The organism is Hydrogenophaga palleronii, assembly GCF_031457455.1.
Taxonomy (GTDB): domain Bacteria; phylum Pseudomonadota; class Gammaproteobacteria; order Burkholderiales; family Burkholderiaceae_C; genus Hydrogenophaga; species Hydrogenophaga palleronii_A.
Window position 1 is genome coordinate 181,777 of the sequence record NZ_JAVDWU010000005.1, and the last position, 19,311, is coordinate 201,087.

A 19,311-nucleotide genomic window follows, 5' to 3' on the forward strand; every position below is an offset into this window, starting at 1 on the left:
ATAACATACAGGCTGTATGTATGCCAAAGACTACCTCGCCTTCTCGACGCTCTCAGGGCGAACGCACCGACGCCACGCGGGCCGCGTTGATCGCTGCCGCACGCGCCCTGTTTGAACAACAGGGATTCGCCGCCACCGGCACGCCGGAGATCGTGGCCGCTGCACAGGTCACGCGGGGCGCGCTCTACCACCACTTTGCCGACAAGACCGCGCTGTTTCATGCGGTGTGCCAGCAACTGGCGCAAGAGGTGGCCGATGAAATTGAGCTGCAAACCCGGCAAACCCGGAAGCCACTGAACGCCTTGGTGAATGGCGCCAACGCCTACTTCGCGGCCATGGCCGAGGCCGGGCGCGCGCGGCTGCTGCTGCTGGAGGCGCCAGCCGTGCTCTCAGCCGAACAGTTGATGGCACTGAGCGACGTCGCCGGCTTCGGCGCCCTCAAAGAAGGCTTGGCGGAGGCGCTGGGCCACGGGCGCGGCGATTCGGTACCGCTGCATGAACTCAGCGTGGTGATGTCAGCGGCGTTCGACCGAGCGGCGTTGGCCATTGCGCGGGGCGAGGTAGCCGGGCCCTACCAGCAGGCCATTCGCCTGCTGTTGTCAGGTCTGATCGCTTGAATCGGAATCGCGGTCTGGGTCCGGCCAGACCACCCGACCCTGACCAGCGTCGTTCAGCCGCTTGATGAACGCGGCCGCCTGTGACGCCGGCAGCTGGATGGTCACTGAAACGCCGTCGCCGTGGCGGGCTTCCTGCAACGACGCCCCATGAGCCGGCAGCTCGCGGCGCAGCCAGCCCTCCAGCGCATACGGCAGCTCGCAGCACAGCGTGACGTGGTGAATCACCGGGATCTTTTCAGCCTGCAGCAGCGCCTGGGCCACGCTGTCGGTGTAGGCGCGCACCAGCCCGCCGGCGCCCAGGGGCGTGCCACCGTAGTAACGCACCACTGTGGCCAACACGCCTTCGAGTTCCTGGTGACGCAACACTTCCAGCATCGGGCGCCCGGCCGTACCGCCAGGTTCGCCGTCGTCATTGGCTGCCGAATGGCCGCCGGCCATCAGAGCCCAGCAGACATGGGTGGCCGTGGGGTGCTCGGCCCGCAACTCAGCCACACGGACCAGCGCCGCAGCGCGGTCGGGCACGGACTCGACGCAACCGATGAAACGGCTCTTTTTGATGATCAGTTCGCTGTGAACCGGGGCGCGCAGGCTGTAGGGCATGGGGCTGTAGGGAGCGCTGGCGGTGGAATCAGGACCGGTTGATGACGTTGATGCAGTCGGCAAAGGCGGGGGACCAAACCGCCTTGGCCCACACGCTGACACGAACCGACTTTCGCAGGCCCGCTTTCCAAAAAGGGTCTTCCTGCACCCAAGCTTCAACCTCCGCCTTGTTCGTGGCGTTCACGATCCAGAGGCCACCCTGCGGCACGCCATTTTCAGTCTCTCGCAGTGCGCCTGAAGCGACCACGCGGTCGCCCAGCGCAGACAGAAACGCCAAGTGGGCGTCCATGTGCGCCGCGCGGTCTGCGAGGCGCTCGGGTTGGTCAGCGTAGATGTCTTCAAAATGGACGATGAACAGCATGGTGATTCTCTGGGAGGGAGTGGTGCCAAACCTAAAGCTTAGCGGGCACCATCCCACACGCTGGAGCGCTGCGTATTTCTCCTCGCTTGCTGGCGATGCGCCGTTTCGTCCATAATTGACGTTTACGTAAACGTCAATTAAACATCGTCAGCGAGACAGACCGTGAATCCGCCCACTTTTGAACCCCGCGACCCGGATTACATAGAGCGCGTGCACGCCAGTTTCAACCGCCAGGCGGCCATGCGCACCCTGGGTGCGACGCTGGCGGCGGTGCGGCCCGGACAGGTGGAAATCACGCTGCCATGGGCTGAGGCGCTCACACAGCAGCACGGCTTTCTGCACGCCGGCATGGTGTCCACGGCGCTGGATTCGGCCTGCGGCTATGCCGGGTTTTCGCTGATGCCGGTGGAGGCTGCGGTGCTCACCATCGAGTTCAAGATCAACCTGCTGGCGCCGGCCAAGGGTGAGCATTTCCGCATGGTGGGCATCGTGATCAAACCCGGGCGCACGGTGACGGTGTGCGAAGGCCATGCGTATGCCATCGACGGTGGCAAGGAAAAACTGATTGCCACCATGGGCTGCACGCTGATGGCCGTGTTCGGACGCGACAACATCCAGGGCTGATGCCCGTACCCCTACTTTTTCAGGAGACTATTCATGACCAACCTGCCCGGCCTCAACTTCCAGCTCGGTGAAGACATCGACGCCCTGCGTGATGCGGTGCGCGAATTCGCCCAGGCCGAAATCGCGCCGCGCGCGGCCGAGATCGACCGCAGCGACCAGTTCCCCATGGACTGTTGGCGCAAGATGGGCGAGCTTGGCGTGCTGGGCATCACCGTGCCCGAGAAAGACGGCGGCGCCGGCATGGGCTATCTGGCGCACATGGTGGCCATGGAAGAAATCAGCCGCGCCAGCGCGTCCGTGGGCCTGAGCTACGGCGCGCACAGCAACCTGTGCGTGAACCAGATCAACCGCAATGGCTCGCCCGAGCAGAAGGCAAAATACCTGCCCAAGCTGATCAGTGGTGAGCACGTGGGTGCGCTGGCCATGAGCGAGCCGGGCGCGGGTTCTGACGTCATCAGCATGAAGCTGAAAGCCGAAGACAAGGGCGGGGTCTACCTGCTCAACGGCAGCAAGATGTGGATCACCAACGGGCCGGACGCCGACACGCTGGTGGTCTACGCCAAGACCGAGCCCGAATTGGGCGCGCGCGGCGTCACGGCTTTCCTGATCGAGAAGGGCATGAAGGGCTTCAGCATTGCGCAGAAGCTGGACAAACTGGGCATGCGCGGCAGCCACACCGGCGAGCTGGTGTTCAACAACGTGGAAGTGCCGGCAGAGAACATACTGGGTGGCCTGAACCTGGGTGCCAAGGTGCTGATGAGCGGGCTTGATTACGAACGCGCGGTGCTCAGCGGTGGGCCACTGGGCATCATGCAGTCGGTGATGGACAACGTGGTGCCCTACATCCACGACCGCAAGCAGTTCGGCCAGAGCATTGGCGAATTCCAGCTGATCCAGGGCAAGGTGGCCGACATGTACACCGTGCTGCAGGCGGCACGCAGCTTTGCCTACACCGTGGCCAAGAACCTGGACCTGCTGGGCACCGAGCACGTGCGCCAGGTGCGCAAGGACTGCGCCTCGGTCATTCTGTGGACCGCTGAGAAGGCCACCTGGATGGCGGGCGAGGGGGTGCAGATCTTCGGTGGCAATGGTTACATCAACGAATACCCGCTGGGCCGGCTGTGGCGCGATGCCAAGCTGTACGAGATCGGCGCCGGCACCAGTGAAATCCGTCGCATGCTGATCGGGCGGGAGCTGTTTGCGGAAACCTGCTGAAGTGGCCGTGCACCGGGCGGGTCATTGGCCTGTCCCGGCCCTGCGATGACACAATTGGCGCGCCACCTGGCCCCTCAGGGCGGTGGCGTTCCTCCCGCCACAAGAGCCCGCAACATGTCCCAAGTCCTTCAGAACCTGTTTGAACACAACCGCGCCTGGGCCGCCGAGATGGTGGCGCAGAAGCCGACCTTCTTCACCGACCTTCTCGCCCAGCAAAGCCCGCAGTACATGTGGATCGGCTGCTCTGACAGTCGCGTACCCGCGAACCAGATCACGGGCCTGGCGCCTGGCGAGGTGTTTGTCCACCGCAACGTGGCCAACGTGGTGGTGCCGACCGACCTGAACTGCCTGTCCACCATTCAGTACGCGGTGGACCAGCTCAAGGTGGAACACCTCATGGTGGTCGGCCACTACGGCTGCGGTGGCGTGACTGCCGCGCTGCACGATACCCGGGTGGGTCTGGCCGACAACTGGCTGCGCCACATCAAGGACGTGCGCGACCGCCACGCTGCGCTGATCGAGGCCACACCCGAAGCCCATCGCGTGGATGCCTTGTGCGAGCTCAACGTGATCGAGCAGGTGATGAATGTGGCCCAGACCACCGTGGTGCAGGATGCGTGGGCGCGTGGCCAGCCGCTCACCCTGCACGGCTGGGTGTACGGCCTGCGGGACGGCCTGTTGCAGGATCTGCTCATGACCGCCGACGGCGCCGAGGGGCTGGATGGCATCTACCGCGCAGCCGTTGCCGGCGTGTCCGCCGAACGTGCGGCCTGAGAGACTGAGAGTCTTTTCCAGGACCACGGTTGATGTTTCCCCAGCGTCTCGACTCCACCGTGGCTTACGACGTCGCCAAGGCGATGATGGATGGCTTCAACCGCCACTACCGGTTGTTCCGGACCGAGTCGGCCCGCGCCAAACACCGTTTTGAAACGCGCGACTGGCGCGGCCAGCAGCGCGCCCAGCGCGAGCGCATCGAGTTCTATGACCTGCGTGTGAATGAGTGTGTGAAGCGGTTGATGAAGGAGTTCAGAGCCGATGAGCAGCCCATGAACGTGTGGGAGCAGGTCAAGCTGCACTACATCGGCCTGCTGGTGAATCACCACCAGCCGGAGCTGGCCGAAACCTTCTTCAATTCGGTCACCACCAAGATCCTCAAGCGCGCCTACTTCCAGAACGACTTCATCTTCGTGCGGCCGGCGGTGTCCACCGAATACATCGAAAACGAAGAGCCCACCGCCAGCCCTACCTACCGCTGCTACTACCCCACGGCCGAGAACATGCAGGCCGAGGCGCTGCGCATGATCCAGGATTTCGACCTGCGTGTGCCGTTCGACAACCTGGAGCGCGACGCCGGTCTGGTGCTCGCCGCCATGAAGCGTCACTTTGACCATGTCAAGCTGCGCGCGAACTTTCAGTTCCAAGTGCTGTCCAGCCTATTCTTCCGCAACAAGGGCGCCTACGTGGTGGGCAAGATCATCAACGGCTTCCAGGAAGTGCCTTTCGCGCTGCCCATCCTGCACAACGCCGACGGCAAACTGGTGATCGATGCGGCGCTGTTCGGCGAGGACGACCTGCTGATCCTGTTCAGTTTTGCGCGCGCCTATTTCATGGTCGACATCGAAATCCCGAGCGCCTATGTGCAGTTCCTGCGCAGCATGATGCCGCGCAAGCCGCGCGCCGAGTTCTACAACGCGCTCGGCCTGGCCAAGCAGGGCAAGACGCTGTTCTACCGCGACTTCCTGTTTCACATGCGGCACAGCACCGACAAGTTCCGCATTGCCCCCGGCATCAAGGGTATGGTGATGCTGGTGTTCGATCTGCCTTCGTTTCCGTTCGTGTTCAAGGTCATCAAGGACTACTACCCGCCCCAGAAGGACACCTCGCGCGAGCAGATCCGCAACAAATACCTGCTGGTGAAACAGCATGATCGCGTGGGCCGCATGGCCGACACGCTGGAGTTCTCCGAGGTGGGCTTCCCACGTGACCGCTTCACCGACGAATTGATCGAAGAGATCCAGAAGTTCGCCCCCAGCCAGCTGGAAATCTCCGACCGCAACGGCGACGGCGACATCGAGGTCGTGGTCAAGCATTGCTATATCGAGCGGCGCATGATTCCGCTCAACATCTACCTGCAGGAAGCCTTCGACACCTTGCAAGCCAAGGCCGACGACGCGCCCGCCCGTGCCCAGTTGAAGCGCGCGGTGGTGGAGTACGGCAACGCCATCAAGGACCTGGTAGCCGCCAACATCTTCCCCGGCGACATGTTGTGGAAGAACTTCGGCATCACCCGCCACGGCAAGGTGGTGTTCTACGACTACGACGAGATCGAATACATCACCGACTGCAACTTCCGCCGCGTGCCCGCGCCGCGCAATGAAGAAGACGAGATGTCAGGCGAGGTCTGGTATTCGGTGGGCAAGCACGACGTGTTTCCCGAGACCTTCGGCCCCTTTCTGCTGGGCAATCCGCTGGTGCGCGAGGAATTCATGAAGCACCACGCCGACCTGCTGGACCGCGATTTCTGGCAGTCGCACAAGGAACGCATTGCCGCCGGGCATGTGCACGACGTTTTCCCCTACGAGCGGGACCGCCGCTTCCTTTCACACACACTGGCCTGACGGCCTCCCTTGACCCCTTTTTTTCAGGAGCGTTTACATGAGCAACACCACCGATCCCATCGTCATCGTCGGGGCCGCCCGCACCCCCATGGGCTCTTTCCAGAGCGATTTCGCCAGCCAGTCCGCGCACGACCTGGGCGGTGTGGCCATCCAGGCTGCGGTTGAGCGATCAGGCGTGGACAAGGCGCTGGTCGACGAAGTGCTGTTCGGCAACTGCCTCATGGCCGGCCAAGGTCAGGCGCCCGCGCGCCAGGCAGCGATCAAGGGCGGCTTGCCGCTGTCGGCCGGTGCGGTCACCTTGTCCAAGATGTGCGGTTCCGGCATGAAGGCCACGATGCTGGCGCACGACATGCTGATGGCCGGCAGCGCCACCGTGATGGTGGCTGGTGGCATGGAGAGCATGACCAATGCCCCTTACCTGATGCTCAAGGGCCGTGGCGGCTACCGCATGGGCCACGACAAGATCTACGACCACATGATGCTCGACGGTCTGGAAGACGCCTACGAAGCCGGTCGCTCGATGGGGACCTTCGGCGAAGACTGCGCCGCCAAATACAGCTTCACCCGCGAACAGCAGGACGCCTTCGCCATTGCCTCGGTCACGCGCGCCAAGGCCGCCACGGAGAGTGGTGCGTTTGCGAAAGAGATAGCGCCGGTGACCGTGAAGGACCGCAGCGGTGAACGTGTGGTGTCTGTGGACGAAGGCCCGGGCAAGGTCAAGCTCGACAAGGTCACCAGCCTGAAACCAGCATTCAAGAAAGACGGCACCATCACCGCCGCTTCCAGTTCCTCGATCAACGACGGCGCGGCCGCGCTGGTGCTGATGCGCCAGTCCACCGCGCAGGCCCAGGGACTGAAGCCGCTGGCCCGCATCGTGGCCCATGCCACCCACGCGCAGGAGCCAAACTGGTTCGCCACCGCCCCCGTGGGCGCCACCCAGAAGCTGCTGGCGAAAACCGGCTGGAGCGTGGCCGACGTGGATCTGTGGGAGATCAACGAAGCGTTCGCCGTGGTGCCCATGGCGCTGATGACCGAACTGTCCATTCCGCATGAGAAGGTCAACGTGAACGGCGGCGCCTGCGCGCTGGGCCACCCCATCGGCGCGAGTGGCGCACGCATTCTGGTCACCCTGCTGCATGCGCTGCAGGCACGCGGCGGCAGGAAGGGCGTGGCCACCTTGTGCATTGGCGGTGGTGAGGCCACGGCGATGGCCATTGAAATGTTGTGAGCCGAGGCGTTTGAGCATGTTGTCCCATGTCTTCGTCGGTGTGTCCGACTTTGATCGTGCCTTGCGCTTCTACAGCGCGGTGATGGGCTGTCTGGGCCACACGCTGCGCTTTTGCGAGCCTGCGCGACCTTGGGCCGGCTGGCACAGCGCTGGTGGCCAACGCCCGTACTTCGTGATTGCGCATCCACACGACGGCGAAGCGCACCAAGCGGGCAATGGCCAAATGACGGCCTTCATGGCCAGTAGCCGGGCTGCTGTGGATGCGGCGCACCGGGAAGCGCTGGCGCAGGGTGGGCGTTGCGAAGGCCCACCCGGTCTGCGGCCCGAATACCACGCCCACTACTATGGCGCCTACTTCCGGGACCCGGATGGCAACAAACTGGCCGTGGCTTGCCACGAACCCTCATGAACGCGGTTCTCGTCGTTGGCGCCTCGCGAGGCATTGGTCTCGAACTGGTTCGGCAGTACCTGGCCGAAGGCCGGCGCGTGATCGCCACGGCGCGGAACGATGCCGGTGTGGCGCGGCTGAAAGCCCTCGGTGCCGAAGTGCTGCGGGTGGACGTGAGCGACCCGGCCAGCGTGAGCGGCCTGGCCTGGCAGCTTGACGGCGAGAAGCTGGATGTGGCGCTTTACGTGGCTGGCGTGATGGACCGCGCCAGTGCCACCACGCCGCCCACGCGTGAAGCGTTTGACCGGGTCATGCACACCAACGTGCTGGGTGCCATGCAGGTGACGCCCCAGGTGCTGCCGATGGTGGAAGCCGCGCAGGGCGTGTTCGGTGTGCTCTCCAGCCGCATGAGCCAGATCGCCAGCGTGCCCGCGAGTAATGCCTGGCTGTACCGCGTGAGCAAGGCAGCGCTGAACATGGCGCTGAGCAGCGCGCGCTTTGATTACCCGGCGGCCCGCCTGGTGGCGCTGGACCCTGGCTGGGTGCAGACCGACATGGGTGGTGCAGCGGCGCCAGTGTCGCTGGAAGACAGCGTGAGCGGGCTGCGCAAAGTGATCGCCAATCTCACACCCGAAGACAACGGCTGCCTGCTGCATTTCGACGGCCGGCGTGCCGATCATTGGTAGTTCTTTTTCTGGACCTTTCATGCTGACCCAAGACCAACTCATGATCCGCGACGCGGTGCGCGCCTTTGCCCAGGAGCAGCTGTGGCCACATGCGGCCAAATGGGACAAGGAACACCACTTCCCCAAAGACGTGCACAAGGGCCTGGCCGAGCTGGGGGCTTACGGCATCTGCGTGCCTGAGGCGCTGGGTGGGGCGGGGCTGGACTACGCGACCCTGGCCGTGGTGCTGGAAGAAATTGCCGCCGGCGACGGTGGCACCAGCACGGTGATTTCGGTGACCAATTGCCCGGTCAACGCCATCCTCATGCGCTATGGCAACCCACAGCAGCAGGAACAGTGGCTGCGGCCGCTGGCGGCCGGGCAGATGCTGGGCGCCTTCTGCCTGACCGAACCGCATGTGGGTTCGGATGCATCCGCTTTGCGCACCACCGCCGTCAAACAGGGCGGCGAATACGTGATCAACGGCGTGAAGCAGTTCATCACCAGTGGCAAGAACGGTGACGTGGCCATCGTGATCGCGGTGACCGACAAGGGCGCGGGCAAGAAGGGCATGAGTGCCTTCATCGTGCCCACCAGCGCGCCCGGCTATGTGGTGGCGCGGCTGGAAGACAAGCTGGGGCAGCACAGCAGCGACACCGCGCAGATCAATTTTGACAATTGCCGCATTCCGGCAGACCACCTGATTGGCGCCGAAGGCGAGGGCTATAAGATTGCCCTGAGCGCGCTTGAGGGTGGGCGCATCGGCATTGCGGCGCAGAGCATCGGTATGGCGCGCAGCGCTTTTGAGTGTGCGCTCAGCTACGCCAAGGAGCGGGAAAGTTTTGGCCAGCCCATCTTCAACCACCAGGCCGTGGGCTTCCGGCTGGCCGACATGGCGACCCAGATCGAGGCCGCCCGCGCGCTGGTGCAACACGCCGCCGCCTTGCGCGACGCCGGCCAGCCCTGCCTGAAGGAAGCGGCCATGGCCAAACTGTTTGCCAGCGAGATGGCGGAAAAGGTGTGTTCCGACGCGATCCAGATCCACGGCGGCTACGGCTATGTGAGCGACTTTCCGGTGGAGCGCATCTACCGCGATGTGCGGGTGTGCCAGATCTACGAAGGCACGTCGGATGTGCAGAAAATCATCATCCAGCGCGCGCTGAGCTGAGAGGCTGAGCGTCTTTTGCTCACGCTCGAAAACCTCAGCTTCTGATCGGATTGGGTACCCGGGGGCGGGGTGCGCGGGGACCCCGGCGGCGCGGCCTACAATTTGCGCACCGTCAAGCCTTCACCGGGAACCTGAAGCATGTCCACTTCTGCCGCCGTCAATATTTCCCACATCAAGCCCCGCGAAAAAGCCGAACTGCTTGCGCAGGCCTTGCCCTACATCCGCAAGTACCACGGCAAGACCATGGTCATCAAGTACGGCGGCAACGCCATGACCGACCCTCTCTTGCAACAGGCCTTTGCCGAAGACGTGGTTTTGCTCAAGCTGGTGGGCATCAACCCGGTGGTGGTGCACGGCGGCGGCCCGCAGATCGAGACGCTGCTCAAGCGCCTGGGAAAGCAGGGCCAGTTCATTCAGGGCATGCGCGTCACCGACGAAGAGACCATGGAGGTCGTGGAGTGGGTGCTGGCGGGCCAGGTGCAACAGGACATCGTGGGCCTGATCAACCAGGCCGGTGGCAAGGCGGTGGGCCTCACCGGGCGCGATGGCGCCATGATCCGGGCACGCAAGCTGCGCATGGCCGACGCGAAAGACCCCAGCCTGGAACACGACGTGGGACAGGTGGGCGACATTGAAAGCATCGACCCGGGTGTGGTGCAGGCCCTGCAAGACGATGCCTTCATTCCGGTGGTCAGCCCCATCGGTTTTGGCGCCAGCAACGAGAGCTACAACATCAATGCCGACGTGGTGGCCGCCAAGCTGGCGACCGTGCTGCAGGCCGAGAAACTGCTCATGCTGACCAACATCCCGGGCGTGCTCGACAAGGACGGCCAACTGCTGACCGAACTCACGCCGCGCCGCATCGACGAACTGTGCGAAGACGGCACCATCTCCGGCGGCATGCTGCCCAAGATTGCCGGTGCACTGGATGCGGCCAAGAGCGGTGTGAATGCCGTGCACATCCTGGACGGTCGCGTGCCGCACGCGCTGCTGCTCGAGGTCTTAGGTGACCAGCCCTTCGGCACCATGATCAGATCACACTGAAATGTTGGCCGCCAAGCCCGCTGCCGGCGAAGGGGCAGTTGTCCAGGGCACCCGAGGATCCGGCTTTGCCGGTCCCAGGGTGCGTCCCCCTCAGGGGGATCGCGCGAAGCGCGGCAGGGGGAGTCTCTAGATGCGGTTGCTTTTGGTCGAAGACGATGTGATGGTGGCCAGTGGCATCAAGCTGGGGCTTTGTGATGCTGGTTACACCGTGGACTGGGTGGGCAGCGCCGAGCGGGCAGAAGTGGCCTTGCAGAGCGACAGCTTCGATCTCGCGATCGTTGACATCGGTCTGCCCGGCATTGATGGACTCACCTTGACGCGGCGCCTTCGCACGGGTGGCCTGGCCATGCCGGTGCTGATCCTGACCGCGCGCGATGCCTTACAGGACCGCGTACAAGGCCTCGACCTCGGGGCAGACGACTACATGGTCAAGCCCTTCGAACTGCCAGAATTGCTCGCCCGCCTGCGCGCCTTGCTCCGGCGTTCACAGGCTGCCACGTCGGCGGTGCTGGCCTTTGGCCCGATCGAGATGGACACGGCCCACCGGCGCGCCACCTTGTCAGGGGAGACCATGGAGCTGGGGCCGCGTGAGTGGTCGGTGCTGGAGTACCTGCTGATGCAGGCGCCCAAGCCGGCGGCAAAAGACAAGCTGCTGCAGGCGCTCACCGGTTGGGACAAAGAGATCACGCCCAACGCCATCGAGGTCTACATCTCGCGGCTGCGAGCCAAACTGGACCCGGCGGGTGTGGCGTTGCGCGCGATCCGCGGGTTTGGCTACCGTCTCGAACTGCGCTCGACCGGCAGCGATGCGCCTCTTTCCTGATCGCAGTGCCCCCGAGGGCATGATCTGGGGTTTGCAGCGCCGCCTGCTGGTGCTGCTGATGCTGCCACTGGGTGTGGTGGCGCTGGTCAGTGTGTATTTGCACTACCAACGAGCGGGCACGGCCGCCTTGCAACAAGACCAACAATTGCTGCGCCTGGTGCCGTTGCTGGTGGATTCGGTGGTGGTGACCACCCAGCGTCGCCAGGCAGTCGACAGCGCCACCGAACCGTTTCTGAATCAAGGCGCCCTCTCTCAGACCCAGCCCGGCCTGGCCCTGCTGCTGGCGCCGCCGGTGGACGAGTTCCTCAAGGAGCGGGAAGGCGTGGCCTTTTACGGCATCTTCAATGCACAAGGCACGCCCTTATTGGGTGAGTCCTGGTTCCCCACCGTGCTGCCAGCGACCGGCGATCCTGAATTCCTGAGCGTGGTGGAAGGCGGCATCACCTACCGGGTGGTGGCGCAGCGCAGCAGCAGTTCGGCGGGTGACCTGATCGTGATGCTGGCCGATGGATCGGACGCGCGGCAGAACTGGTTGCAGACGGTGCTCTTGCGGGTGCTGCTGCCCAACGTCGCACTGTTGGTGCTGGCCGCCATCGCCGTCACCTGGGCGGTGGCGCGGGCCTTGCAGCCGTTGATCGATCTCAAGCAGGCGGTTGAGCGCCGCTCCCCGCGTGACCTCAGCCCGATCGTCACCGACAGTGCGCCTTCCGAGGTGCGCCCGCTGGTGGCTTCGCTCAACCGGCTGTTTGGCTTGGTCAATGCGCAGACGGAGGCGCAGCGCCGCTTTGTGGCCGATGCGGCACACCAGTTGCGCACGCCGCTGGCTGGCTTGCAGGCCCAGGTGGAAGCCTGGGCGCAGGCGGCGCGCGGCATGTCCACCGGAGAACTCTTGCCCTTGCGGGTGGATCAGGTGCGCCGCATGCGCGATGCCACACGCCGAACCTCGCAACTGGCCAACCAGTTGCTGGCCTTGTCGCGTGCCGACACGGTCAGCGTGGAAGCCCAGCCTGAGCAGCAGGTCGACCTCAAGGACCTGTGCGAGAGCATTCTGGCGCTCTACCTGGACGCCGCGGCGGACCGACAGATCGATCTGGGCCTTGAAACCCGGGAAGCGCAGGTGCGGGGACATGCCTGGTTGCTGCGCGAGCTGCTTATCAACCTGGTGGACAACGCCATCCGCTACACCCCGGTGGGCGGCCGCGTCACCCTGCGCTGCGGCCAGACGAAATCGCCTGACGAACGCAGCGCCTGGCTGGAGGTCGAAGACGATGGCCCGGGCATTCCCTGTGATGAGCAGGAGCGGGTGCTGCAACGCTTTTACCGCGTACCGGGCACCGTGGGCGAGGGCAACGGACTGGGCCTGGCCATTGCAGATGAAATCGCTCGCGCGCACCATACGCAACTCCAGCTTGCCGTGGGCGCCATGGGGCATGGGCTGCGTGTGCGCGTGGTGTTTGCCGCCGTCGCATGAGTGCTCCCTTGGAACCGGGAAAGCCTGTGCGAAAATGAAACAAGGGATGACAAAAGAAACCGGGCGCACATCTGGCCCGCCAGCAGACAACCGACGGACCGACTGCCCATGACCTCCAGCGCACCTGAGCACATGCCCATGGCCGACATCGCCCCCGACAGCCCTGCGGAAGCGGCGGCTGCGACTGAAGGCAACGGGCGAAAGCGGCCCAAACCGGGTGAACGCCGCGTGCAGATTCTTCAGGCGCTGGCGGCCATGCTGGAACAACCCGGTGCCGAGCGCGTCACCACGGCCGCACTGGCCGCCCGGCTGGAAGTGAGCGAGGCCGCGCTGTACCGGCACTTTGCCAGCAAGGCGCAGATGTTCGAGGGCCTGATCGAGTTCATCGAACAATCGGTGTTCGGTCTGGTCAACCAGCTGGTGGAGCGTGAGCCCGACGGCAACGCGCGTTCGCGCAAGCTGGTGACCTTGCTGCTGCAGTTCGGTGAAAAGAACCCGGGCATGACGCGTGTGATGGTGGGCGACGCACTGGTTCACGAAAACGAGCGCCTGCAGCAACGCATGAACCTGTTCTTCGACAAGATCGAGTCCGCACTTCGGCAGAACCTGCGTGAAGTGGCCCTGGTGGCACAGGTGGCCACACCCACGGTGGATGCCCAGGCCGACGCTTCGGCCATCACCGCCTTCTGCGTCGGGCGCCTGCAGCGTTTTGCACGCAGCGGGTTCAAGCGCTCACCCAGCGAACACCTGGAACACAGCCTGGCTTTGTTGCTGCCGGTCACGCATCTCTGATGACCTGTCGGAGGGAGCGCCGCGCACCTGCTCCGTGATTTAGGGCGTGGTCCCTAAACATATTCCGGATTTATCTCCGGGCAATCGCCCCTTCGGCTTCGCTTTGGTGTAAAAATAGCACGACCGTTCGATTATTCGAGCGGTCTTGTTTTTGTTCACCCGAGAACCCCACCCATGAGTGTCATACCCCTGCACAAGCGCAGCCGCACCGAAGAGCTTTCCCGCAAGCCCTTGCAGAAAGGTCAGCAGACCAAGGCCGCGATCGTGGACGCCGCACTGGGGCTGGCGACGCAGATCGGTCTTGAGGGCCTGTCCATCGGGGCCTTGGCCGAGGTGATGCAGATGAGCAAGTCGGGCGTGTTTGCGCATTTTGGTTCGCGCGAGGAACTGCAGATTTCCGTGGTCCGTGAGTACCACACCCGGTTCGAGGACGAGGTGTTTTACCCAGCCATGAATGCGCCGCGCGGCCTGCCGCGACTGCGCATGCTGTTCGACAACTGGATGAAGCGCACCTCGGTCGAGATCGATTCCGGCTGCATCTACATCAGCGGCGCGGTGGAGTTCGACGACCGCCCCGGTCCGGTGCGCGACGCGCTCGCCAGTTCGGTCAACACCTGGCTCAGCGCCATGCGCCGCGCCGTGGAACTGGCCGTGGCAGAAGGCCACCTGCGTGCCGATACCGACGCAGCGCAAATGGCCTTCGAAGTGCATGCGCTGATTCTTGCCTTGCACTACGAAGCGCGTTTTCTGCGAAGCCCCGACTCATTGCGTCGCGCAACGCAGGCGTTCGAAAGCATCTTGTCCCGATACAGCCAGACCGATCTGCCACCGAGTGCAGCGGCGCGAGCCACACGCAGGCGCAAAGGCCCGCTGGCAGCCGCCTGAACGCCCTTTCATTTTTCACAAACCCAGCACAGGAGATTCCCCATGCCCGTTTACAACCCGCCCCTGCGAGACATGCAGTTTGTGATGCACGAAGTGCTCAACGTGATGGAAGACTTCAAGGCCTTCCCCCAGCACGCCGAGATCGACGTGGACACCATCAACGCGGTGCTCGAAGAAGGCGGCAAGTTCGCGTCCGAGGTGATCTTCCCCCTCAACATCAGCGGCGACACCGAAGGCTGCAAGCTGGACCAGAAGACACATGAGGTCACCACACCCACCGGCTTCAAGGAAGCCTACAAAACCTATGTGGAAGGCGGCTGGGCCGCGCTGAGCTGCGATCCCGAGTTTGGTGGGCAGGGCCTGCCGCTGGTGGTGAACCAGTGCCTGTACGAAATGATGAACTCGGCCAACCAGGCCTGGACCATGTACCCCGGCCTCACGCACGGCGCCTACGCCGCGCTGCACACCTTCGGTACCGACGAGCAGAAGGCCACCTACCTGCGCAAGATGACCAGCGGCGAATGGACCGGCACCATGTGCCTGACCGAGCCCCACTGCGGCACCGACCTGGGCCTGATGCGCACCAAGGCCGATCCACAACCCGACGGCACCTACAAGCTCACCGGCAACAAGATCTTCATCAGCGCCGGTGAACACGACATGGCCGACAACATCATCCACCTGGTGCTGGCTCGCCTGCCCGATGCGCCTCCCGGCATCAAGGGCGTGAGCCTGTTCATCGTGCCCAAGTTCAACGTGAAAAAGGACGGCACGCTGGGTGAGCGCAACGGCATCTACTGTGGCGGCCTGGAGCACAAGATGGGCATCCACGGCAACGCCACTGCGCAGATCGTGATCGATGGCGCCATCGGCACCATGGTGGGCCAGCCCAACAAGGGCATGCAGGGCATGTTCGTGATGATGAACGCCGCACGACTGGGCGTGGGCAACCAGAGCCTGGGCCTGACCGAAGTGGCTTACCAGAACGCCCTGGCCTACGCCAAGGACCGCATCCAGATGCGCAGCCTGACTGGCCCCAAGGCCAAGGACAAGCCGGCCGATCCGATCATCGTGCACCCCGACGTGCGCAAAATGCTGCTCACCGCCAAGGCGTACGCCGAAGGTGGCCGCGCACTGGCCATGTTCTGTTCGGTGCTGCTGGAGAAGGTGCACAGCCACCCGATTGAGCAAGTGCGCAAGGACAGCGACGACATGCTCTCGCTGCTCACCCCCATCACCAAAGCTTTCCTTACCGACAACGGCTACCAGGCCGCCACCATGTGTCAGCAGGTCTTTGGTGGCCACGGCTACATCAAGGAATGGGGCATGGAGCAGTTTGTGCGCGATGCCCGCATCAACATGATTTACGAAGGCACCAACACCATCCAGGCCCTGGACCTGCTGGGCCGCAAGGTGCTGGGCAACAACGGCGCCACGCTGAAGAAGTTCGGCAAGCTGGTGGGTGCGCTGGTGATGGAAGAGGGCGTCAACGAAAAGATGGCCGAGTTCATCAACCCGCTGGCCGTGCTGGGTGAACAGATCACCAAGTTCACCACCGAAATCGGCTTCAAGGGCCTGCAGAACGCAGACGAAGTGGGCGCTGCCGCCGTGGACTACCTGCGCGTGGCGGGCCATCTGGTGTTCGGCTACTTCTGGGCCCGCATGGCGCAGGTGGCACTGCGTGAAATCGCTGCTGGCAACACCGACCCGTTCTACCAGGCCAAGCTGCAGACCGCACGCTTCTACTTCGCCAAGCTGTTCCCTGAGACGGCGACGCTGATGCGCACGGCACGGGCCGGCAGCAAGGTGTTGATGGACACCGACGCAGCGCTTGCGTAACCCCCCGAAGCGCCTTCGGCGCCTCCCCCCAGGGAGCAACACCTGCGGCCTGGCAGAGCCAGTTCCGCGGTGTTACTGGCTTCAGACATTTCGCTCCAAGGAGATTTTCATGATCAAGACCCTGCCAGTCCTGCTGTCGTTGGCCTCGACGATGGCCTTTGCACAAATGACCCCCGAGGGTCTCTGGCGCAACGTGGACGACAAGACGGGTGAGGCCAAGGCGGAGATCCGTATCGCGGCCACGCCTTCGGGTGCTCTGAACGGTAGGATCGAAAAGGCCCTGACCGAGAGCAGCGAACCTAATTGCACGCTGTGCACCGGTGACCGCAAGGACAAACCCAAGCTGGGCATGGAAATCATCCGGGGTGCGAAGAAAAACGCCAGCGAAGCGCTGTGGGAAGGCGGCAAGATCCTCGACCCCGAAAACGGCAAGGAATACACCTTGCGCATGACGCTGCAGGAAGAAGGCAAGAAGCTGCAGATCCGTGGCTACATCGGTCCGTTCTACCGCACCCAAGTCTGGACAAGGGTCGAGTGAACGCGATCCACACCACTTTCATGGAAAACCAATGAACCGATTTCAAGTGAAAAAAGTCGCCGTGCTCGGCGCAGGCGTCATGGGCGCGCAGATTGCTGCGCATCTGGTCAACGTCAAGGTACCCGTGGTGCTGTTCGATCTTCCAGCCAAGGAAGGCCCGAAAAACGGCATCGTCACCCGTGCCGTGGAAGGCCTGAAGAAACTCAAGCCTTCGCCGTTGGGTGTGGCCAGCGATGCCGATCTGATCGGTCAGGCCAATTACGAAGAACACATGGAGCAGTTGCGCGACTGCGACCTGATCATCGAGGCCATTGCCGAGCGCATGGACTGGAAGCTGGACCTGTACACCAAGATCGCGCCCTTCATCGCCGAACACGCCATCGTCGCGTCCAACACCTCGGGCCTGTCGATCACCAAGCTGTCTGAAGTGCTGCCCGAAGCAATCAAGCCGCGCTTCTGCGGCATCCACTTCTTCAACCCGCCGCGCTACATGACGCTGGTGGAACTGATCGCCACCCCCACCACCGAGCCGCAGATCCTCAACGACCTGGAGACCTTCGTCACCAGCGGCCTGGGCAAGGGTGTGGTGCGCGCCAAGGACACCCCCAACTTCGTGGCCAACCGCATCGGCATCGCCGGCATGCTGGCCACGATGAAGGAGGTGGAGAACTTCGGGCTCACCTACGACGTGGTCGACGACCTCACCGGCAAGCGCCTGGGCCGCGCCAGCAGCGGCACCTTCCGCACCGCCGACGTGGTGGGCCTGGACACCATGGCCCATGTGGTCAAGACCTTGCAGGACAACCTGAACCTGGAGACCGACCCGTTCTATGGCAGCTTCGGCACGCCGCCGGTGCTGGCCAAACTGCTGGAGCTCAAGAACCTGGGCCAAAAGACCAAGGCCGGCTTCTTCAAGAAGGTGGGCCGCGACATCCTGCGCTTCGATCTGGCCAGTGGCGAATACGTGCCCGCTGGCGAAAAGGCCGACGAGGTCTATGGCCGCATGCTCAAGCGCCCGGCCGCCGAGCGCCTGCAACTGCTGCGCAACGCCGAAGGCCCGCAGGGCCAGTTCCTCTGGGCGATCCTGCGCAACAGCTTCCATTACGCTGCGGTGCACCTGGCCACCATCGCCGAGACCGCGCGCGACGTGGACCAGGCCATGCGCTGGGGCTTTGGCATGAAGCAAGGCCCGTTTGAGCTCTGGCAGGAAGCCGGTTGGCTTGAAGTGGCGAAGATGATCCAGGAAGACATAGCCGCAGGCAAAGCGTTGAGCAAAGCACCCCTGCCGGAGTGGGTGTTCAAGGGCCCCGTGGCCGAGGCCGGTGGCGTGCACACCGCACAAGGTTCATGGAACCCCACCAAGGGCGAATTCGAAGGCCGCCTGCAACTGCCGGTGTACCAGCGCCAGCACTTCCCGGAGCTGTTGCTGGGCGAAGCCGGGCCGAAGTTCGAAACGGCTGGAACCACGATCGAAGAGAACGATGCCATCCGCATCTGGACGCTCGACGAGCAGGTGCTGATCGCCAGCATCAAGACCAAGATGCACGCGATCAGCCCGGAAGTGTGCGAGGGCTTGATGGCCGCCGTGGACCTGGCCGAGAAGGAATACCAGGGACTGGTGGTCTGGTCGGGCGACGAGCCGTTCAGTGCCGGCGCCGATCTGCAGGCCATGCTGCCGGCCTTCATGGCGGTGGGCGTGAGCGCGATCGAAGACGCCGAAGGCTTCATGCAGCAGACCATGCTGCGCCTGCGTTATGCCAACGTGCCGGTGGTGTCGGCCGTGCGCGGCCTGGCGCTGGGCGGCGGCTGCGAACTGGCCGTGTACAGCGCGCGCCGCGTGGTGCACATGGAAAGCTACATCGGCCTGGTGGAAGTGGGCGTGGGCCTGGTGCCCGGCGCTGGTGGTCTCACCTACATCGCGCGCCGCGCGGCCGAGAATGCAGAGACCTCCACCGGCAAGGACCTGCTGCCCTTCCTGACCGAAGGCTTCACCGCCGCGGCCATGGCCAAAGTGGGCACCAGCGCGCTGGAGTCGCGCAAGCTGGGCTATGTGCTGCACTCCGACGTGATCGTGCCGCACAAGGATGAGTTGCTGTTTGTGGCCATCAACGAGGCCAAGGCTTTGTTCAATGGTGGCTACCGCGCACCGCACAAACGCCTGTTCCCGGTGGTCGGCCGCGATGGCAAGGCCACCATCCTGGGCAGCCTGGTCAACATGCGCGACGGCGGCTTCATCAGCCAACACGACTTTCACATTGCGTCGCTGATCGCGAACGTGGTGACCGGGGGTGACGTGGAGGCGGGCACGCTGGTGAACGAGGACTACCTGATGACGCTGGAGCGGCAGGCTTTCTGTTCGCTGATCGTGCATCCGAAGACGCAGGAGCGGATTCTGGGGATGTTGAATACCGGGAAGCCGGTTCGGAATTGAAGTG

Annotated in this window: 19 protein-coding genes; 17 read left to right on the forward strand and 2 right to left on the reverse strand. The window is 63.8% G+C overall.

Annotated elements, in window-relative coordinates; all coding sequences use genetic code 11:
* Positions 1-20: 20 nt before the first annotated feature.
* The gene (locus J2W49_RS13465) at positions 21-617 is read left to right on the forward strand and encodes a TetR family transcriptional regulator (protein WP_310316784.1); all 597 of its coding nucleotides are present in this window, start codon (positions 21-23) and stop codon (positions 615-617) included.
* On the opposite strand, the gene J2W49_RS13470 is transcribed toward J2W49_RS13465, so the two are convergent.
* Together J2W49_RS13470 and J2W49_RS13475 are read right to left on the reverse strand one after the other, a co-directional pair.
* Positions 600-1,217: an IMPACT family protein gene (locus tag J2W49_RS13470; RefSeq protein ID WP_310316787.1), complete on the reverse strand. Its 618-nt coding sequence runs from the start codon at positions 1,215-1,217 to the stop codon at positions 600-602. The genes J2W49_RS13465 and J2W49_RS13470 overlap by 18 nt on opposite strands.
* 28 nt (positions 1,218-1,245) lie before the next feature.
* Positions 1,246-1,578 (reverse strand): YciI family protein, encoded by a 333-nt coding sequence (locus tag J2W49_RS13475; RefSeq protein WP_310316789.1) that lies wholly within the window; start codon positions 1,576-1,578, stop codon positions 1,246-1,248.
* Between the two features lie 162 nt (positions 1,579-1,740).
* On the opposite strand from J2W49_RS13475, the gene J2W49_RS13480 reads away from it, so the two are divergent.
* The 16 genes from J2W49_RS13480 to J2W49_RS13555 all read left to right on the forward strand — a co-directional run bounded on the left by J2W49_RS13480 (position 1,741) and on the right by J2W49_RS13555 (position 19,307).
* Entirely contained in the window at positions 1,741-2,202 is a 462-nt protein-coding gene (locus J2W49_RS13480) for a PaaI family thioesterase (protein ID WP_310316791.1), read from the forward strand.
* A gap of 33 nt (positions 2,203-2,235) precedes the next feature.
* A complete protein-coding gene (locus J2W49_RS13485) occupies positions 2,236-3,417 on the forward strand; it encodes an isovaleryl-CoA dehydrogenase (RefSeq protein ID WP_310316794.1) in 1,182 nt (393 codons plus the stop codon).
* Between the two features lie 114 nt (positions 3,418-3,531).
* Positions 3,532-4,191, forward strand: coding sequence for a carbonate dehydratase (can, locus tag J2W49_RS13490; RefSeq protein WP_310316798.1), 660 nt, complete (start codon positions 3,532-3,534; stop codon positions 4,189-4,191).
* 32 nt (positions 4,192-4,223) lie between these two features.
* On the forward strand, positions 4,224-6,035 hold the full coding sequence (gene aceK, locus J2W49_RS13495) for a bifunctional isocitrate dehydrogenase kinase/phosphatase (protein ID WP_310316802.1): 1,812 nt from the start codon (positions 4,224-4,226) through the stop codon (positions 6,033-6,035).
* 37 nt (positions 6,036-6,072) lie between these two features.
* Positions 6,073-7,263: an acetyl-CoA C-acyltransferase gene (locus tag J2W49_RS13500; RefSeq protein ID WP_310316805.1), complete on the forward strand. Its 1,191-nt coding sequence runs from the start codon at positions 6,073-6,075 to the stop codon at positions 7,261-7,263.
* 16 nt (positions 7,264-7,279) lie between these two features.
* Entirely contained in the window at positions 7,280-7,672 is a 393-nt protein-coding gene (locus J2W49_RS13505) for a VOC family protein (protein ID WP_310316808.1), read from the forward strand.
* Entirely contained in the window at positions 7,669-8,337 is a 669-nt protein-coding gene (locus tag J2W49_RS13510) for an SDR family oxidoreductase (protein WP_310316812.1), read from the forward strand. Before J2W49_RS13505 ends, J2W49_RS13510 begins: the two co-directional genes overlap by 4 nt.
* A 19-nt stretch (positions 8,338-8,356) precedes the next feature.
* A complete protein-coding gene (locus J2W49_RS13515; RefSeq protein ID WP_310316814.1) occupies positions 8,357-9,484 on the forward strand; it encodes an acyl-CoA dehydrogenase family protein in 1,128 nt (375 codons plus the stop codon).
* 138 nt (positions 9,485-9,622) lie between these two features.
* A complete protein-coding gene (gene argB, locus J2W49_RS13520; protein WP_310316816.1) occupies positions 9,623-10,528 on the forward strand; it encodes an acetylglutamate kinase in 906 nt (301 codons plus the stop codon).
* 130 nt (positions 10,529-10,658) lie between these two features.
* Positions 10,659-11,351 (forward strand): response regulator, encoded by a 693-nt coding sequence (locus J2W49_RS13525; protein ID WP_310316818.1) that lies wholly within the window; start codon positions 10,659-10,661, stop codon positions 11,349-11,351.
* A complete protein-coding gene (locus J2W49_RS13530) occupies positions 11,335-12,822 on the forward strand; it encodes an ATP-binding protein (protein ID WP_405001023.1) in 1,488 nt (495 codons plus the stop codon). Before J2W49_RS13525 ends, J2W49_RS13530 begins: the two co-directional genes overlap by 17 nt.
* 138 nt (positions 12,823-12,960) lie before the next feature.
* The gene (gene slmA / locus J2W49_RS13535) at positions 12,961-13,614 is read left to right on the forward strand and encodes a nucleoid occlusion factor SlmA (RefSeq protein ID WP_310317339.1); all 654 of its coding nucleotides are present in this window, start codon (positions 12,961-12,963) and stop codon (positions 13,612-13,614) included.
* Positions 13,615-13,788: 174 nt separating this feature from the next.
* Positions 13,789-14,499, forward strand: coding sequence for a TetR/AcrR family transcriptional regulator (locus tag J2W49_RS13540; RefSeq protein WP_310316821.1), 711 nt, complete (start codon positions 13,789-13,791; stop codon positions 14,497-14,499).
* Between the two features lie 42 nt (positions 14,500-14,541).
* On the forward strand, positions 14,542-16,338 hold the full coding sequence (locus J2W49_RS13545) for an acyl-CoA dehydrogenase C-terminal domain-containing protein (protein ID WP_310316823.1): 1,797 nt from the start codon (positions 14,542-14,544) through the stop codon (positions 16,336-16,338).
* A 109-nt stretch (positions 16,339-16,447) separates the two neighbouring features.
* Complete coding sequence (locus J2W49_RS13550) at positions 16,448-16,876, forward strand: DUF2147 domain-containing protein (RefSeq protein ID WP_310316825.1); 429 nt, start codon at positions 16,448-16,450, stop codon at positions 16,874-16,876.
* A gap of 31 nt (positions 16,877-16,907) precedes the next feature.
* Positions 16,908-19,307, forward strand: a complete 2,400-nt coding sequence (locus tag J2W49_RS13555) for a 3-hydroxyacyl-CoA dehydrogenase/enoyl-CoA hydratase family protein (protein WP_310316827.1) — start codon at positions 16,908-16,910, stop codon at positions 19,305-19,307.
* Positions 19,308-19,311: the final 4 nt, after the last annotated feature.

What these genes read in the sequence shown, in the direction of transcription:
- slmA (WP_310317339.1), top strand. Translation starts at nt 12,961, where the DNA reads ATGGCCGACATCGCCCCCGACAGCCCTGCGGAAGCGGCGGCTGCGACT.
- J2W49_RS13500 (WP_310316805.1), top strand. Translation starts at nt 6,073, where the DNA reads ATGAGCAACACCACCGATCCCATCGTCATCGTCGGGGCCGCCCGCACC.
- J2W49_RS13485 (WP_310316794.1), top strand. Translation starts at nt 2,236, where the DNA reads ATGACCAACCTGCCCGGCCTCAACTTCCAGCTCGGTGAAGACATCGAC.
- J2W49_RS13475 (WP_310316789.1), bottom strand. Translation starts at nt 1,578, where the DNA reads ATGCTGTTCATCGTCCATTTTGAAGACATCTACGCTGACCAACCCGAG.
- J2W49_RS13515 (WP_310316814.1), top strand. Translation starts at nt 8,357, where the DNA reads ATGCTGACCCAAGACCAACTCATGATCCGCGACGCGGTGCGCGCCTTT.
- J2W49_RS13510 (WP_310316812.1), top strand. Translation starts at nt 7,669, where the DNA reads ATGAACGCGGTTCTCGTCGTTGGCGCCTCGCGAGGCATTGGTCTCGAA.
- can (WP_310316798.1), top strand. Translation starts at nt 3,532, where the DNA reads ATGTCCCAAGTCCTTCAGAACCTGTTTGAACACAACCGCGCCTGGGCC.
- J2W49_RS13540 (WP_310316821.1), top strand. Translation starts at nt 13,789, where the DNA reads ATGAGTGTCATACCCCTGCACAAGCGCAGCCGCACCGAAGAGCTTTCC.
- J2W49_RS13555 (WP_310316827.1), top strand. Translation starts at nt 16,908, where the DNA reads ATGAACCGATTTCAAGTGAAAAAAGTCGCCGTGCTCGGCGCAGGCGTC.
- J2W49_RS13530 (WP_405001023.1), top strand. Translation starts at nt 11,335, where the DNA reads ATGCGCCTCTTTCCTGATCGCAGTGCCCCCGAGGGCATGATCTGGGGT.
- J2W49_RS13465 (WP_310316784.1), top strand. Translation starts at nt 21, where the DNA reads ATGCCAAAGACTACCTCGCCTTCTCGACGCTCTCAGGGCGAACGCACC.
- argB (WP_310316816.1), top strand. Translation starts at nt 9,623, where the DNA reads ATGTCCACTTCTGCCGCCGTCAATATTTCCCACATCAAGCCCCGCGAA.
- J2W49_RS13470 (WP_310316787.1), bottom strand. Translation starts at nt 1,217, where the DNA reads ATGCCCTACAGCCTGCGCGCCCCGGTTCACAGCGAACTGATCATCAAA.
- aceK (WP_310316802.1), top strand. Translation starts at nt 4,224, where the DNA reads ATGTTTCCCCAGCGTCTCGACTCCACCGTGGCTTACGACGTCGCCAAG.
- J2W49_RS13505 (WP_310316808.1), top strand. Translation starts at nt 7,280, where the DNA reads ATGTTGTCCCATGTCTTCGTCGGTGTGTCCGACTTTGATCGTGCCTTG.
- J2W49_RS13545 (WP_310316823.1), top strand. Translation starts at nt 14,542, where the DNA reads ATGCCCGTTTACAACCCGCCCCTGCGAGACATGCAGTTTGTGATGCAC.
- J2W49_RS13525 (WP_310316818.1), top strand. Translation starts at nt 10,659, where the DNA reads ATGCGGTTGCTTTTGGTCGAAGACGATGTGATGGTGGCCAGTGGCATC.
- J2W49_RS13550 (WP_310316825.1), top strand. Translation starts at nt 16,448, where the DNA reads ATGATCAAGACCCTGCCAGTCCTGCTGTCGTTGGCCTCGACGATGGCC.